The 15,112-nt window shown below is 59.5% G+C and carries 16 protein-coding genes; all 16 read left to right on the forward strand.

Annotation, left to right across the window (positions count from 1 at the left end):
• The first annotated feature begins 50 nt into the window (after positions 1-50).
• The 16 genes from fliL (at position 51) to JQ845_RS11965 (ending at position 15,082) form a co-directional block, all read left to right on the forward strand.
• Entirely contained in the window at positions 51-542 is a 492-nt protein-coding gene (gene fliL / locus JQ845_RS11890) for a flagellar basal body-associated protein FliL (RefSeq protein WP_003441871.1), read from the forward strand.
• Positions 543-551: 9 nt separating this feature from the next.
• A complete protein-coding gene (fliM, locus tag JQ845_RS11895; protein WP_003441872.1) occupies positions 552-1,520 on the forward strand; it encodes a flagellar motor switch protein FliM in 969 nt (322 codons plus the stop codon).
• A gap of 58 nt (positions 1,521-1,578) precedes the next feature.
• Positions 1,579-2,043 carry a flagellar motor switch protein FliN gene (gene fliN, locus JQ845_RS11900; RefSeq protein WP_003441873.1) on the forward strand — a complete coding sequence of 155 codons (465 nt, stop codon included), beginning with the start codon at positions 1,579-1,581 and terminating at the stop codon, positions 2,041-2,043.
• The gene (gene fliO / locus JQ845_RS11905; RefSeq protein WP_003441874.1) at positions 2,044-2,484 is read left to right on the forward strand and encodes a flagellar biosynthetic protein FliO; all 441 of its coding nucleotides are present in this window, start codon (positions 2,044-2,046) and stop codon (positions 2,482-2,484) included. It begins immediately after the preceding gene.
• Positions 2,484-3,227: a flagellar type III secretion system pore protein FliP gene (gene fliP / locus JQ845_RS11910; RefSeq protein ID WP_003441875.1), complete on the forward strand. Its 744-nt coding sequence runs from the start codon at positions 2,484-2,486 to the stop codon at positions 3,225-3,227. The genes fliO and fliP overlap by 1 nt, the downstream gene beginning before the upstream one ends.
• Positions 3,228-3,251: 24 nt before the next feature.
• Entirely contained in the window at positions 3,252-3,521 is a 270-nt protein-coding gene (gene fliQ / locus JQ845_RS11915; RefSeq protein WP_003441876.1) for a flagellar biosynthesis protein FliQ, read from the forward strand.
• Positions 3,522-4,304 carry a flagellar biosynthetic protein FliR gene (gene fliR, locus JQ845_RS11920; protein ID WP_003441877.1) on the forward strand — a complete coding sequence of 261 codons (783 nt, stop codon included), beginning with the start codon at positions 3,522-3,524 and terminating at the stop codon, positions 4,302-4,304.
• A gap of 2 nt (positions 4,305-4,306) precedes the next feature.
• Positions 4,307-5,443 carry a flagellar biosynthesis protein FlhB gene (flhB, locus tag JQ845_RS11925; protein ID WP_203009026.1) on the forward strand — a complete coding sequence of 379 codons (1,137 nt, stop codon included), beginning with the start codon at positions 4,307-4,309 and terminating at the stop codon, positions 5,441-5,443.
• A gap of 72 nt (positions 5,444-5,515) precedes the next feature.
• Positions 5,516-6,085, forward strand: coding sequence for a hypothetical protein (locus JQ845_RS11930; protein WP_161718830.1), 570 nt, complete (start codon positions 5,516-5,518; stop codon positions 6,083-6,085).
• Positions 6,086-6,304: 219 nt separating this feature from the next.
• Positions 6,305-8,434 (forward strand): flagellar biosynthesis protein FlhA, encoded by a 2,130-nt coding sequence (gene flhA, locus JQ845_RS11935; RefSeq protein WP_003441880.1) that lies wholly within the window; start codon positions 6,305-6,307, stop codon positions 8,432-8,434.
• Between the two features lie 11 nt (positions 8,435-8,445).
• Positions 8,446-9,759 (forward strand): flagellar biosynthesis protein FlhF, encoded by a 1,314-nt coding sequence (gene flhF / locus JQ845_RS11940; RefSeq protein WP_003441881.1) that lies wholly within the window; start codon positions 8,446-8,448, stop codon positions 9,757-9,759.
• Positions 9,760-9,878: 119 nt separating this feature from the next.
• Positions 9,879-10,709 carry a flagellar synthesis regulator FleN gene (fleN, locus tag JQ845_RS11945; RefSeq protein WP_003441882.1) on the forward strand — a complete coding sequence of 277 codons (831 nt, stop codon included), beginning with the start codon at positions 9,879-9,881 and terminating at the stop codon, positions 10,707-10,709.
• Positions 10,706-11,449, forward strand: coding sequence for an RNA polymerase sigma factor FliA (gene fliA / locus JQ845_RS11950; RefSeq protein ID WP_232286857.1), 744 nt, complete (start codon positions 10,706-10,708; stop codon positions 11,447-11,449). The genes fleN and fliA overlap by 4 nt, the downstream gene beginning before the upstream one ends.
• A gap of 207 nt (positions 11,450-11,656) precedes the next feature.
• A complete protein-coding gene (locus JQ845_RS11955; protein WP_165439717.1) occupies positions 11,657-12,028 on the forward strand; it encodes a chemotaxis response regulator CheY in 372 nt (123 codons plus the stop codon).
• A 20-nt stretch (positions 12,029-12,048) separates the two neighbouring features.
• Positions 12,049-12,837: a protein phosphatase CheZ gene (locus JQ845_RS11960; protein WP_003441885.1), complete on the forward strand. Its 789-nt coding sequence runs from the start codon at positions 12,049-12,051 to the stop codon at positions 12,835-12,837.
• Between the two features lie 70 nt (positions 12,838-12,907).
• Positions 12,908-15,082, forward strand: a complete 2,175-nt coding sequence (locus tag JQ845_RS11965; RefSeq protein ID WP_010656433.1) for a chemotaxis protein CheA — start codon at positions 12,908-12,910, stop codon at positions 15,080-15,082.
• Positions 15,083-15,112: the final 30 nt, after the last annotated feature.

The following is a 15,112-nucleotide window of genomic DNA, read 5'->3' on the forward strand; positions in this document are numbered from 1 at the left end:
CTCTGCCTACCCAAGCATCTGTGAAAACCGAAAAGCGACGGATTATTGGCATGGCGACGAGCGACGTAGTGAAGGACCCTGCCGAGAAAGGCAAATTGAAGCTGATCATCCTGGTCGCAGTGGCAGTGTTGCTGGCGATCGGCCTGTCTGTGGGCGCCACCTGGTATTTCCTGAGCGGCCCCAAGAGCGAGTCCGCACCTGTGGTTGACGCAAACATCAAGCTCCCGGCGATTTATGAACCCATGGCGCCGGCCTTCGTGGTCAATTTCAACGCCAATGGCCGCCAGCGCTATATGCAAGTGAGCATGACCTTGCAGGCGCGCGACCAGAATGACCTCAACGCCCTCAAGGTGCATATGCCAGTGATCCGCAACAATCTGGTGATGCTGTTCTCCGGGCAAACCTTCGATGACCTGGCGACGCCGGTGGGGCAGGAAATACTTCGTCAGAAAGCTACTGCCAGCGTTCAGGAAGTGGCGCAGAAAGAACTCGGAAAAGTGGTTGTCGATCAGGTGCTCTTTACTAACTTTGTATTGCAGTAGGATCACGACATGGCCGTGCAAGACCTGCTGTCCCAGGATGAAATCGACGCGCTGTTGCATGGTGTCGATGATGGCCTGGTACAGGCCGAAGCAGCTGCCGAACCCGGCAGTGTCAAAAGTTACGACCTGACCAGTCAGGACCGGATTGTCCGGGGCCGCATGCCGACCCTGGAAATGATCAACGAGCGTTTCGCCCGTTACACCCGCATCAGCATGTTCAACATGCTGCGCCGCTCTGCGGACGTCGCGGTGGGCGGGGTACAGGTCATGAAATTCGGTGAATACGTGCACTCGCTGTACGTGCCCACCAGTCTCAACCTGGTCAAGATCAAGCCGTTGCGCGGCACTGCGCTGTTTATCCTCGATGCCAAGCTGGTGTTCAAGCTGGTGGACAACTTCTTCGGCGGTGACGGCCGTCACGCCAAGATCGAAGGCCGTGAATTCACCCCCACCGAACTGCGGGTGGTGCGCATGGTGCTGGAGCAGGCCTTCATCGATTTGAAGGAGGCCTGGCAGGCGATCATGGAAGTCAATTTCGAGTACATCAACTCGGAAGTGAACCCGGCAATGGCCAATATCGTCGGCCCCAGCGAAGCGATCGTGGTGTCAACCTTTCACATCGAGCTCGATGGCGGTGGCGGAGACCTGCACGTCACCATGCCGTACTCGATGATCGAGCCGGTACGCGAGATGCTCGATGCCGGTTTTCAGTCCGACCTCGACGATCAGGACGAACGCTGGAGCAAGGCTTTGCGCGAGGACGTGCTGGATGTCAGCGTGCCACTGAGCGCCACCGTGGCCCGCCGGCAATTGCGTCTGCGGGACATTTTGCACATGCAGCCGGGTGATGTGATTCCCGTCGAACTACAAGACGAACTGGTGATGCGCGCCAACGGCGTGCCTGCGTTCAAGGTCAAACTGGGCTCGCACAAAGGCAATCTGGCCTTGCAAGTGATCGAGCCCATCGGACGGCGCTAGGCGTCGGTCCACCCCAAATTGCTGTGTTAATGATTGACTGCTCGCCGAGGACTCCCCGATGGCTACCGAACACGATACAAGTGCTGCAGACCAGGCCCTGGCTGATGAATGGGCTGCGGCCCTGGAAGAAACCGGCGACGTCGGGCAGGCGGATATCGACGCCTTGCTGGCGGCCGATGCAGCCACCAAGCCGGCCTCCAGCCGCTTGCCAATGGAAGAGTTCGGCAGCGTGCCGCGCAATAACGAACCGGTCACCCTGGATGGTCCCAACCTGGATGTGATTCTGGATATTCCGGTTTCCATCTCCATGGAAGTGGGCAGCACCGACATCAACATCCGCAACCTGTTGCAACTCAATCAGGGTTCGGTCATCGAGCTTGATCGTCTGGCCGGCGAGCCGCTGGACGTGCTGGTCAACGGCACCCTGATTGCCCATGGTGAAGTGGTGGTGGTCAACGAAAAGTTCGGCATCCGCCTGACTGACGTGATCAGTCCAAGCGAACGCATCAAGAAGCTGCGTTAAGTGAAGCGGCTTCTCGGCGGTTTACTGGCTTTACCCCTGAGCGTGCTGGCGGCCGAGCCGCTGGCCAGCGCCACCCCTGTCGCTGCACCTGTGATCGGCAGTGGCATCGGCGGGCAGCTGACACAGCTGGTGCTGGGTTTGTTGCTGGTGCTGGGGCTGATCTTTGCCCTGGCCTGGCTGCTGCGCCGGGTACAGCAAACCGGGTCGCGACAGGGGCAGGTGATTGAGTTGATCAGTTCGCGGGCCCTGGGTGCCCGCGACCGGCTGGTGCTGGTGCAAGTGGGCGAGGAGCAGATTCTGCTTGGCCTGACGCCCGGGCGTATCACCCCCTTGCACGTGCTCAAGGAGCCGGTGCAGGTGCCGGGTACCACGCAGTCGGCGACCCCCGAGTTTGCCAAACGATTGATGGAAGTATTGGGTCAGCAAAAGGACAAGCCGTAATGCGTTTAGTCGTCGCGCTGTTGTTGACGTTGCTCGCACCAGTAGCGTTCGGGGCCGATCCGCTGTCGATTCCGGCGATCACCCTGGGCACCGGGGCCAACGGCCAGCAAGAGTACTCGGTCAGCCTGCAAATTTTGCTGATCATGACCGCGCTGAGCTTTATTCCGGCGTTCGTCATGCTGATGACCAGCTTCACGCGGATCATCATTGTGTTTTCGATCCTGCGCCAGGCCCTGGGGTTGCAGCAAACGCCGTCGAACCAGATTCTCACCGGCATGGCGCTGTTCCTCACCATGTTCATCATGGCGCCGGTATTCGACAAGGTGAACCAGGACGCCTTGCAGCCTTACCTTGCAGAAAAACTCTCGGCCCAGGACGCCATTCTCAAGGCGCAAGTGCCGCTCAAGGACTTCATGCTGGCGCAAACCCGCACCAGCGACCTTGAACTGTTCATGCGCCTGTCCAAGCGCACCGACATCGCCACTCCGGATGCCGCGCCCCTGACCATTCTGGTGCCGGCCTTCGTCACCTCGGAGCTGAAAACCGCATTCCAGATCGGCTTCATGATCTTCATCCCGTTTTTGATCATCGACCTGGTGGTGGCCAGTGTGCTGATGGCCATGGGCATGATGATGCTCTCGCCGCTGATCATTTCGTTGCCGTTCAAAATCATGCTGTTCGTGCTGGTGGATGGCTGGGCGTTGATTATCGGCACCCTGGCCAGCAGTTTCGGCGGAGTTTGACCCCATGACCGGGAGTAATGCGCAATGACCCCAGAAGTCGCGGTTGACCTGTTTCGCAGCGCGCTGTGGCTGACCACGGTGATGGTCGCGGTGCTGGTCGTGCCCAGTTTGCTGGTCGGGCTGTTGGTGGCCATGTTTCAGGCGGCTACCCAGATCAACGAGCAGACCCTGAGCTTCCTTCCGCGGTTGCTGGTGATGCTGGTCACCCTGATCGTTGCCGGGCCCTGGCTGGTGCAGACCTTTATGGAATACATCCTGCAGTTGTACGGCAGCATTCCGCAGTTGATCGGCTAAATGTCGCTGCTCGCTTTGACGGACGCGCAGATCAGCACCTGGGTCGCCAGCTTCATGCTGCCGCTGTTCCGGGTGGGCGCGTTGCTGACCACCATGCCGATCATCGGCACGACCCTGGTGCCCAAGCGCATCAAGCTGTTTCTGTCGCTGGCCATCACCCTGGCAATCCTGCCCAGCCTGCCGCCGCTGCCGGCCGTCAACCCGCTGGACCTCAGTGGCCTGATGCTGATTGCCGAGCAAATCATCATCGGCGCATTGCTGGGCTTCTCGCTGCAACTGTTTTTCCAGGCGTTCGTGGTGGCCGGGCAAATTGTCGCGATCCAGATGGGCATGGGCTTCGCGTCCATGGTCGACCCGGCCAACGGGGTCAACGTGGCGGTCATCGGGCAGTTCTTCACCATGCTCGTGACTTTGTTGTTTCTGTCCATGAACGGCCATCTGGTGGTCTTCGAGGTGCTCACCGAGAGCTTCACTACCTTGCCGGTGGGCGGTGGCTTGTTGACCAATCACTACTGGGAAATCGCCAACAAGCTGGGCTGGGTGCTGGGTGCCGCATTGTTGCTGGTGCTGCCGGCCATTACTGCATTGCTGGTGGTCAACATCGCCTTTGGTGTGATGACCCGGGCGGCGCCGCAACTCAATATCTTCTCGATCGGTTTTCCGCTGACTCTGGTGCTGGGCATGGTGATCCTGTGGATCGGCCTGGCGGATATTCTCAATCAGTATCAACCGCTGGCCTCCGAGGCCTTGCAGTTTTTACGTGAGCTGGCACAGGCGCGATAGCCATGGCAGAAAGCGAGAGCGGTGCCGATAAAACAGAAGACCCCACGGAGAAACGAAAAAAGGACTCCAGGGAAAAGGGCGAGATCGCACGCTCCAAAGAGCTGAATACCCTGGCCATCATGCTGGCGGGTTCTATCGGACTGCTGATTTTTGGCGGCGCGCTGGCGCGGGACATGATGGATCTGATGCGCTACAACTTCAGCATCAGTCGCGAAACCCTGCTCAATCCCGATTCCATGGGCCTTTTTTTGCTGCACTCGGGCAAGGTTGCGCTGATTGCCGTGCAGCCGGTTCTGGTGATCTTGCTGATTGCTGCCCTGGTCGGGCCCATTGCCCTGGGCGGCTGGCTGTTCGCTGCCGGCAGCCTGGCGCCCAAGTTCAGCCGCATGAACCCCGCTGCCGGGATCAAGCGCATGTTCTCGGCCAAGGCGCTGGTGGAACTGCTGAAGGCGCTGGCCAAATTCTTCATCATCCTGATCGTGGCCTTGCTGGTGTTGCAGTCCGACATCGACGACCTGCTGCGAATCGCCCATGAGCCTTTGGAGCTGGCGGTAATCCACAGTGTGCAAGTGGTTGCCTGGAGTGCGCTGTGGATGGCCTGCGGGTTGATCCTGATTGCGGCGGTGGACGTTCCGGTGCAGCTGTGGGAAAGCCACAAAAAACTGCTCATGACCAAGCAGGAAGTGCGTGATGAGCACAAGGATCAGGAAGGTCGGCCCGAGGTCAAACAGCGGATTCGCCAACTGCAACGGGAAATGAGCCAGCGGCGCATGATGAGTGCCATTCCCGACGCCGACGTGATTATCACCAACCCGACGCACTACGCCGTGGCGTTGAAATACGATCCGGAGAAGGGCGCGGCGCCCATGCTGCTGGCCAAGGGCAGCGATTTTCTGGCACTCAAGATTCGCGAGATTGGTGCCAAGCATAATATTTTGCTGCTGGAGTCTCCGGCCCTGGCGCGCTCGATCTACCACTCCACGGAGCTGGATCAGGAGATTCCTGCCGGGTTGTATCTGGCCGTGGCCCAGGTTCTGGCCTATGTGTACCAGATACGCCAGTATCAGGCGGGCCGGGGCAAGCGCCCGGATCCGCTCAAGGATTTGCCGATTCCGGCGGATTTACGGCGTGATCAGTAGAGGCTTGCCCCAAACCTGCTTAACTTGGAATGCGATGTCTTTTTAGTTCGCGCGCAGGCAATGGAGAGTGCTATGCCGATTGAGTTAACCCTTATTCCTGAAAGTTCGATCAGAACCTATGCGCTAAGTGATTCGAGTGACATTGCTCACGTCGATCTCGAAGGGTTGTTTCCGAAATTCCCTGCTCTGGACGGCACCTTTGCCATTTTCTGGCTGGAACAATTGCAGGGGCGGCATATTGTCGGCTTCAGTACCGCGGGCTCGAACTTGCTGGCGGTGATCTCGTTGCCCACCGTGCCCCACGGCCTGGGCCGGGAGCAGTACTACGCCGGGATCATGGAGCGCTGCTACAAAGAGCGGGACTCCATCATGTCTTTTCTGCGCAAGTCGTTGAGTTTCGAAGGCATCAATGGCCGCTGCGTGCGCAGTTTCATCCTCTACAAGCTGATACGCCAGTTGCAGCTGGACAGCGTGCCGGTGTGGGAAGAGCGCCCGCACATCGGCGATGGGCGCTGTGGTGCAATTTTGATCGGTGGTCGCGGATCTGAGCGCTACGAGCCCAATCGCAAGCTGGATGTGGTGTTCCGCTCCAGCAGCAGCGCGTGTCTGGTGATCGACCTTGGGGAGTGGCGCTGGAACTGAGTACCGGCGCCCCGTTTGACCGTAGGAGCGAGCTTTTCAATCTGCAGACAAACAGCTCGCGAGCAAGCTAGCTCCTGCAGGGGTATGTATATATGGCTGCCGCCCGGCAGCCCCGAAATATAGACATGGCCATTTGCCAAAGTTGGAAGGCTTCTTGCACAGGCAGGCTTTACGGCGCATATGGCGTCAAAAGTTTGCTAAAGGTTTGTCGCAATGTCATTGGATCGCTCTCAGTTAATCAACACCGCACGCAACGGTCTGGCCGGTTTGGGGCATGGACAGTTGGGCGTGCCGTTGTTATTGCTGGTGATGCTGGCAATGATGATGCTGCCAATCCCGGCCTTTCTGCTGGACGTGTTTTTCACCTTCAATATCGCGCTGTCGATTGTGGTGTTGCTGGTCTGTGTCTATGCCCTGCGGCCGCTGGATTTTGCCGTGTTCCCCACCATTTTGCTGGTCGCCACGTTAATGCGTCTGGCGCTCAACGTGGCTTCGACCCGGGTGGTCATGCTTCACGGCCAGGAAGGCCACGGGGCCGCCGGCAAGGTGATTCAGGCCTTCGGTGAAGTGGTGATCGGCGGTAACTACGTAGTCGGTATCGTGGTGTTCGCGATTTTGATGATCATCAACTTCGTGGTGGTGACCAAGGGTGCCGGACGTATTTCCGAAGTGAGCGCCCGTTTCACCCTCGACGCCATGCCCGGCAAGCAAATGGCAATTGACGCCGATCTCAATGCCGGTCTTATCGATCAGCCCCAGGCCAAGCAGCGCCGTCAGGAAGTTGCCCAGGAGGCAGAGTTCTACGGCTCGATGGACGGCGCCAGCAAGTTCGTGCGCGGTGATGCCATCGCCGGCTTGCTGATTCTGTTCATCAACCTGATCGGTGGCATGGCCGTCGGTATTTTCCAGCACGGCATGACGTTTGGCGAGGCCGGCAAGGTCTACGCCTTGCTCACCATCGGTGACGGTTTGGTGGCGCAGTTGCCATCGCTGTTGCTGTCCACCGCTGCCGCGATCATGGTGACCCGCGCGTCCGGCTCCGAAGACATGGGCAAGCAGATCAATCGCCAGATGTTTGCCTCGCCCAAGGCGCTGGCGGTGTCGGCCGGTTTGATGGCGGTCATGGGGATCGTGCCGGGCATGCCGCACTTCTCCTTCCTGAGTCTGGCCGCCGTTGCGGGTGGCGTGGCCTATCTGATGTGGAAAAAGCAGAATGTGGTCAAGGTCCAGGCCCTGCAAGAGGTGCAGCGTCAGCAAGAGTTGCTGCCATCGCCGGCCCGTGCCCAGGAGAGCAAAGAGCTGGGCTGGGATGACGTAACGCCCATCGACATGATCGGGCTGGAAGTCGGCTATCGCCTGATCCCGCTGGTGGACCGCAATCAGGGCGGCCAGCTGCTGGCACGGATCAAGGGCGTGCGCAAAAAACTGTCCCAGGACCTGGGCTTTCTGATGCCCACCGTGCATATCCGCGACAACCTCGATCTGGCCCCCAGCGCCTATCGCCTGACCTTGATGGGGGTGATTCTGGCCGAGGCCGAGATTTACCCCGATCGCGAACTGGCGATCAATCCGGGGCAGGTGTTCGGCACACTTAACGGTATTACCACCAAAGATCCGGCCTTCGGTCTGGAAGCCGTGTGGATCGAGATCAGTCAGCGCAGTCAGGCGCAATCGCTGGGCTATACCGTAGTGGATGCCAGCACTGTAGTTGCGACCCACTTGAACCAGATTCTGTACAAGCACTCCCATGAACTGATCGGTCATGAAGAAGTGCAGCAGTTGATGCAGCTGCTGGCCAAGGCCTCGCCCAAATTGGCCGAAGAGCTGGTGCCGGGGGTGTTGAGCCTGTCGCAGTTGCTCAAGGTGTTGCAGGCCTTGTTGGCAGAACAGGTACCGGTACGCGACATTCGAAGCATTGCCGAAGCCGTCGCGAACAATGCCCATAAGAGTCAAGATACTGCCGCGCTGGTTGCTGCGGTCCGGGTCGGACTGTCCCGCGCAATCGTGCAAAGCATTGTAGGCGTTGACTCCGAGCTGCCTGTGATCACCTTGGAACCAAGGTTGGAACAAATATTGCTCAATAGTTTGCAAAAGGCCGGACAAGGCCAGGAAGAGGGCGTGTTGCTGGAGCCAAGCATGGCGGAAAAACTCCAGCGCTCGCTGATCGACGCCGCCCAGCGTCAGGAGATGCAAGGCAACCCGGTGATCTTGCTGGTGGCAGGCCCGGTACGTGCAATGCTTTCGCGGTTTGGACGCCTGGCGGTGCCTAACCTGCATGTGCTCTCGTACCAGGAAATTCCTGATAACAAGCAAGTCACGATTGTTGCGACAGTAGGCCCTAACGGCTGAGGGTTTGATTTATGCAAGTGAAGCGATTTTTCGCCGCCGACATGCGTCAGGCCATGAAGCTGATTCGTGATGAATTGGGGGCCGACGCCGCCATTATCGGTAACCGCCGGATCGCCGGTGGGGTGGAGCTGACTGCCGCCCTGGACTACAAGCTGTCGGCGCTGGCACCGCGGGTGCCGAATATGGAACTGGAAGAAGAGCTGCGCAAAACCCAGTCCAGCATTGTTTCGGCCCGGGCCGAACTGAGTTTGCGCGGGGATGGCGATGCCGATGTCAGCCGCCAGTTGTTTGCCGGTCTGCCGCTGACCGCCGCCGAGCCGTTGACCGAGCCGGCGCCGCAGGAACCGGCGCGTCCTGCTCCTGTGGCCGCGCCGTCGATGGACCAGCGCGCCTTTGACAACATGCGCTCGGAACTCAATGTGCTGCGCGAACTGCTCGAAGTGCAGTTGGGTTCGCTGGCCTGGAACCAGTTGCAGGCTGCCAAGCCTGCACAAGCCAATTTGTGGCGCCGTTTACAGCGCATTGGCTTGTCCGGGCCGCTGTCGCGGGATCTGCTGGCGCAAGTGGCTGGAATTGAAGAACCGCGTCAGGCGTGGCGGATGTTGCTGGCCCATCTGGCGCGAATGATCGCGACCCCGGAGCTTGAACCCCTGGAAGAGGGCGGTGTGATTGCCATGGTGGGGCCTGCGGGCATGGGCAAAACCACTACCCTGGCCAAGCTGGCAGCGCGTTACGTCCTCAAGTACGGCGCGCAAAATATTGCCCTGGTGAGCATGGACAGCTTTCGTATCGGTGCCCAGGAACAACTGAAGACCCTGGGCCGAATTCTCAATGTACCCGTGACCCACGTTGCGCCTGGCCAGTCGTTGGGCCAGACCCTTGAGCCGCTGGTACGCAAGCGCGTGGTGCTGGTGGATACCGCCGGCCTGCAGGCCAGCGATCCGGCACTGCGCCTGCAGCTTGAAAGTCTTGCGGGGCGCGGGATCAAGGCACGCAACTATCTGGTACTGGCGACCACCAGTCAGAAACAGGTGTTGACGGCGGCTTACCTCAGTTACAAACGATGCGGGCTGGCCGGTTGCATTCTGACCAAGCTGGATGAAACCGCGAGTCTGGGGGAGGTGCTGAGCCTGGCGATCCAGCACGGGCTGCCGGTGGCTTACCTCACGGATGGTCCGCGGATCCCCGATGATCTTCACTTGCCCCGTCGTCACCAGTTGGTGAGCCGGGCCGTGAGTGTGCAAATGCAGGAAGAACCCAGTGAAGAGGCCATGGCCGACATGTTCGCTGATATCTATCAAAGCCCTCCCAAACAGGTCGGCTGAGGTACTCAAGGTTACGTAGCAATGTACCTACATCGATGGTCTGCAAGGTGTTGTGCCAGTGGGGCACGTGCAGCCAACCTTTGTAGCCGCGTCTAAGAAAGACAAGGTAAAAAATGATCATGGGCAGCATGCATCCCGTACAGGTGATCGCAGTGACCGGCGGCAAGGGTGGCGTCGGTAAAACTAACGTGTCAGTCAACTTGTCTATCGCGCTTGCCGAAATGGGCAGACGCGTCATGTTGATGGATGCCGACCTGGGCCTGGCAAACGTCGATGTGCTGCTCGGGCTGACCCCCAAGTACACCCTGGCCGATGTGGTCGAGGGGCGTTGCGAGCTGCGCGACGTACTGCTCCAGGGCCCTGGCGGGATCAGGATCGTACCGGCGGCGTCGGGCACCCAGAGCATGGTCAACCTGAGCCCGGCCCAGCATGCCGGTTTGATCCAGGCCTTCAGTGACCTGGGCGATAACCTCGACGTGCTGGTGATCGATACCGCAGCCGGGATCGGCGACTCAGTGGTGAGTTTTGTGCGCGCCGCCCAGGAAGTCCTGCTGGTGGTGTGTGACGAACCGACTTCGATCACCGATGCCTACGCGCTGATCAAGCTGCTGAACCGCGATTTCGGGATGAACCGGTTCCGGGTGCTGGCCAACATGGCCCAGAGCCCGCAGGAAGGGCGCAATCTGTTCGCCAAACTGACCAAGGTTACCGACCGTTTTCTGGATGTCGCCCTGCAATACGTGGGCGCCGTGCCCTACGACGAGAGTGTGCGCAAGGCGGTGCAAAAACAGCGCGCCGTGTACGAGGCATTTCCGCGTTCCAAGTGCTCCCTGGCGTTCAAGGCCATCGCCCAGAAAGTTGACACCTGGCCGCTGCCGGCCAATCCCCGGGGGCATCTGGAGTTCTTTGTCGAGCGCCTGGTGCAACAGGCAGGCGGAGGGCGTCCCTGATGACCGCCAGCGGCTATCGCATGTACAGCAAAGCGTCGCGTGACAGCCAGTATGAGCTGATCGAACGCTACGCACCGTTGGTCAAGCGTATCGCCTATCACCTGTTGGCGCGTTTGCCCGCCAGCGTGCAGGTGGACGACCTGATCCAGGCCGGGATGATCGGCCTGCTCGAAGTGTCGACCAAATACGACGCGACCAAGGGCGCGAGTTTCGAGACCTACGCCGGTATCCGCATTCGTGGTGCGATGCTCGATGAAGTGCGCAAGGGCGACTGGGCACCGCGCTCGGTGCACCGCAATACCCGCATGGTCAGTGACGCAATTCGGGTAATTGAAGCAAAAACCGGTTGTGACGCTAAAGATCACGAGGTTGCGGCCGAACTCCAGTTAAGCCTTGATGATTATTACGCCATTTTGAATGACACCCTGGGCAGCCGCCTGTTCAGTTTCGACGACCTGTTGCAGGACGGCGAGCACGAAGGGTTGCATGAGGATGGTGCCAGTGCTCACCCGGAACCCTCGCGGGACCTGGAAGATGAACGCTTCCAGACAGCACTGGCCGACGCGATCAGCCTGTTGCCGGAGCGTGAGCGACTGGTCCTGGCGCTGTATTACGACGAAGAACTGAACCTCAAGGAAATCGGCGAGGTGCTGGGGGTCAGCGAATCCCGTGTCAGCCAGCTGCACAGCCAGTGCGCCGCCCGCCTGCGGGCACGCCTGGGGCAGTGGCGGGCGAACTGAAAACAGCGGGCAATCGCTGATTCATTGTGGGAGCGGGCTTGCCCGCGATGGGCGCGACGCGGTGGATCAGTTAACCGGCGTTGCCTGCATCGCGTCAGGCCCGCTCCCACAGTTGATTTATGGCGTGTGCGAAATCGAATTGATTGAATGGCGCGTCCAGAGACTGAACGCGTTTAAGACTGCTTGGAGGTCGAATTGGACAAGAACATGAAGATCCTCATCGTTGATGATTTCTCAACGATGCGACGGATCATTAAAAATCTGTTGCGTGACCTCGGGTTCACCAACACGGTGGAGGCGGACGACGGCACCACGGCGTTGCCGATCCTCAACCAGGGGCACATCGACTTTCTGGTGACGGACTGGAACATGCCGGGCATGACCGGTATCGAGTTGTTGCGCCATGTGCGTGCCGACGAAAAACTCAAGCACCTGCCCGTGCTGATGGTGACCGCTGAAGCCAAGCGCGAACAAATCATCGAGGCGGCCCAGGCCGGGGTCAACGGCTATGTGGTCAAGCCGTTCACGGCCCTTGCACTCAAAGACAAGATCGAAAAAATCTTTGATCGCATCGGTTGAACGGTTTCCCGGGGGGCGCTATGGAGCATCAAGAAGCGACACAGGGCGAGTTTGAGTCGACCCTGAAAAAACATGCCCGCGAATTGGTCGACAGCCTTGAGAAAGGCAAGTTTGGCGACGCCGTGCAACTGATTCATGAACTGAACCAGACTCGCGATCGCGGCCTGTACCAGGAAGTCGGCAAGCTGACCCGTGAGTTGCACAGCTCGATTGTCAACTTTCACATCGATCCGAACATGCCGCGCGCTGAAGAAGTGTCGCAGATCACCGATGCAGCCGAGCGTTTGGCTTATGTTGTGAAGCTCACGGAAGCTGCGGCGAATCGAACCATGGATCTGGTAGAAAACAGCACGCCGCTGGTCAATGGCCTGGGCAGCGAGGCTAAAGCCCTGAGCGCAGACTGGGGCCGCTTTATGCGGCGCGAAGTAGGCGCCGAGGAGTTTCGCGAACTGGCGCGGCGGGTTGACAGTTTTTTGACGCGCAGCGAAGCCGACAACCATGTGGTGTCTGCCAACCTCACTGACATATTGCTCGCCCAGGATTACCAGGACCTCACCGGTCAGGTGATCAAGCGTGTCACCCAGTTGGTGACCGATGTGGAAAGCAATTTGCTCAAGCTGGTGCTGATGGCCAGTCAGGTCGATCGCTTTGCCGGGATCGAACACGACCGTGCGGCACTGCTCGCAGAAAATAATTCGCAAAAAAACCTGACTAAGGGTGAAGGTCCGCAGATTCATGCCGATAAACGTGATGATGTCGTGTCCGGCCAGGATGATGTAGACGATTTGCTTTCCAGTTTAGGTTTCTAGGTACTGAGTAGGCGCGCGGTAAGGGTTACCCGTCCCGGCGTCGAAAGGTCCTACTTCAAGGAGCACGTACATGAGCTTCGGCGCCGATGAAGAAATCCTTCAGGATTTCCTGGTTGAAGCCGGCGAGATTCTAGAGCTGCTGTCCGAACAGCTGGTCGAGCTTGAAAGCCGACCGGATGATGCGGACTTGCTCAATGCAATTTTTCGCGGTTTTCACACTGTAAAAGGGGGCGCCGGCTTCCTCCAGCTCCACGAGCTGGTGGAGTGCTGCCACATCGCCGAGAACGTTTTCGACATCCTGCGCAAGGGTGAGCGTGGCGTCGACTCGGAATTGATGGACGTGGTTCTTGAGGCCCTGGACGCGGTCAACGCCATGTTTACCCAGGTGCGCGAGCGCCGCCCGGTTACGCCGGCAACCCCGCAGCTGCTGGCGGCGCTGGCACGTCTGGCCGAGCCAGCTTCGGTGCCGACAGTCGCCGCTGCGGTGGCGGTCGCCGAACCTGTGGCCGGCGACAGCAGCGATATCACCGATGACGAATTTGAACTGCTGCTGGACTCCCTGAATGCAGTCAAGGCTGCTGCTGCCGAGCCCGTGCAGGCAGTTGCAGCGCCTGCAGGCAGTGATGAAATCAGCGATGCCGAATTCGAGTCGCTGCTCGACCAGTTGCACGGCAAGGGGCAGTTTCGCCCCGACACGGCCTCCAGCGTGGCGCCAGAGTCGGCACCTGTGATGACAGAGGCGGTGAGCAATGAAATCACCGACGACGAATTCGAAGCCTTGCTTGATCAGTTGCATGGCAAAGGTTCATTCAATACCGATGCGCTGGGCGCAGCCCCGGTTGTGCCGGCAGACCAGGCTGGCGAGCCTGTCAGCCCGGATCACATCAGCGATCACGAATTTGAAGCACTGCTCGATGAGCTGCACGGCAAGGGCCAGTTTTCTGTCCAGAGTCCTGCGGTTGCAGCCGTTGTTGCGGCCCCGGCTCCAGCTCCGGTAGCCAGTGCGCCCGAGGCCGCCCGTGCAGTGGCCCCCCGGGCCCCGGCTGCCAGCGCCGACAAGCCCCAGGCTTCTGAAGCCGAGACCACGGTGCGGGTCGATACTGCGCGGCTGGACGACATCATGAACATGGTCGGCGAGCTGGTGCTGGTGCGTAACCGTCTGGTGCGCCTGGGCCTCAACAGCCACGACGAAGCGATGGCCAAGGCATTGTCCAACCTCGACGTGGTGACCGCCGACCTGCAGACCGCGGTCATGAAGACCCGGATGCAGCCGATCAAAAAAGTCTTCGGCCGTTTTCCGCGTCTGGTGCGCGATCTGGCGCGCCAGTTGAAAAAAGAAATCAGCCTGGAGCTGGTGGGCGAAGAAACCGACCTCGACAAGAATCTGGTCGAGGCACTGGCCGATCCGCTGGTGCACTTGGTGCGCAACGCGGTTGACCACGGGTGTGAAACCCCCGAAGAGCGCGAAGCAGCCGGTAAACCGCGCTGCGGCAGGGTAATTCTGTCGGCCGAGCAAGAAGGCGACCATATCCTGCTGTCGATCTCCGATGACGGCAAAGGCATGGACGCCAATGTGCTGCGCGCCATTGCAGTGAAAAAAGGGCTGATGGACAAGGATGCAGCCGATCGCCTGAGCGAAAACGATTGCTACAACCTGATTTTTGCCCCGGGCTTCTCCACCAAAACCGAGATTTCCGATGTGTCCGGGCGTGGCGTGGGCATGGATGTGGTGAAAACCAAGATCGCCCAGCTCAATGGCTCGCTGAGCATTGAGTCGACCCTGGGTCGCGGTTCGAAAATCGTGATCAAGGTGCCGCTGACCCTGGCCATCATGCCGACCCTGATGGTGATGCTGGGCAATCAGGCGTTTGCGTTCCCGCTGGTCAACGTCAACGAAATTTTCCACCTCGACCTGTCGCGCACCAATGTGGTCGACGGCCAGGAAGTGGTGATCGTGCGGGACAAGGCGTTGCCATTGTTCTACCTCAAGCGCTGGCTGGTGGCCTCGGCGGCCCATGAAGAGCAGCGCGAAGGGCATGTGGTGATTCTTTCGGTGGGCACCCAGCGCATCGGCTTTGTGGTCGATCAACTGGTGGGCCAGGAAGAAGTGGTGATCAAGCCGTTGGGCAAAATGCTCCAGGGCACGCCAGGCATGTCGGGCGCCACCATCACCGGTGACGGCCGTATTGCCCTGATCCTGGATGTTCCGAGCATGCTCAAGCACTACGCCTCGCGGCGTATTTGATTCTGGTGGCACCGGCGGTTGCACCTCATA

This window comes from Pseudomonas paraversuta, assembly GCF_904063065.1.
GTDB lineage: Bacteria > Pseudomonadota > Gammaproteobacteria > Pseudomonadales > Pseudomonadaceae > Aquipseudomonas > Aquipseudomonas paraversuta.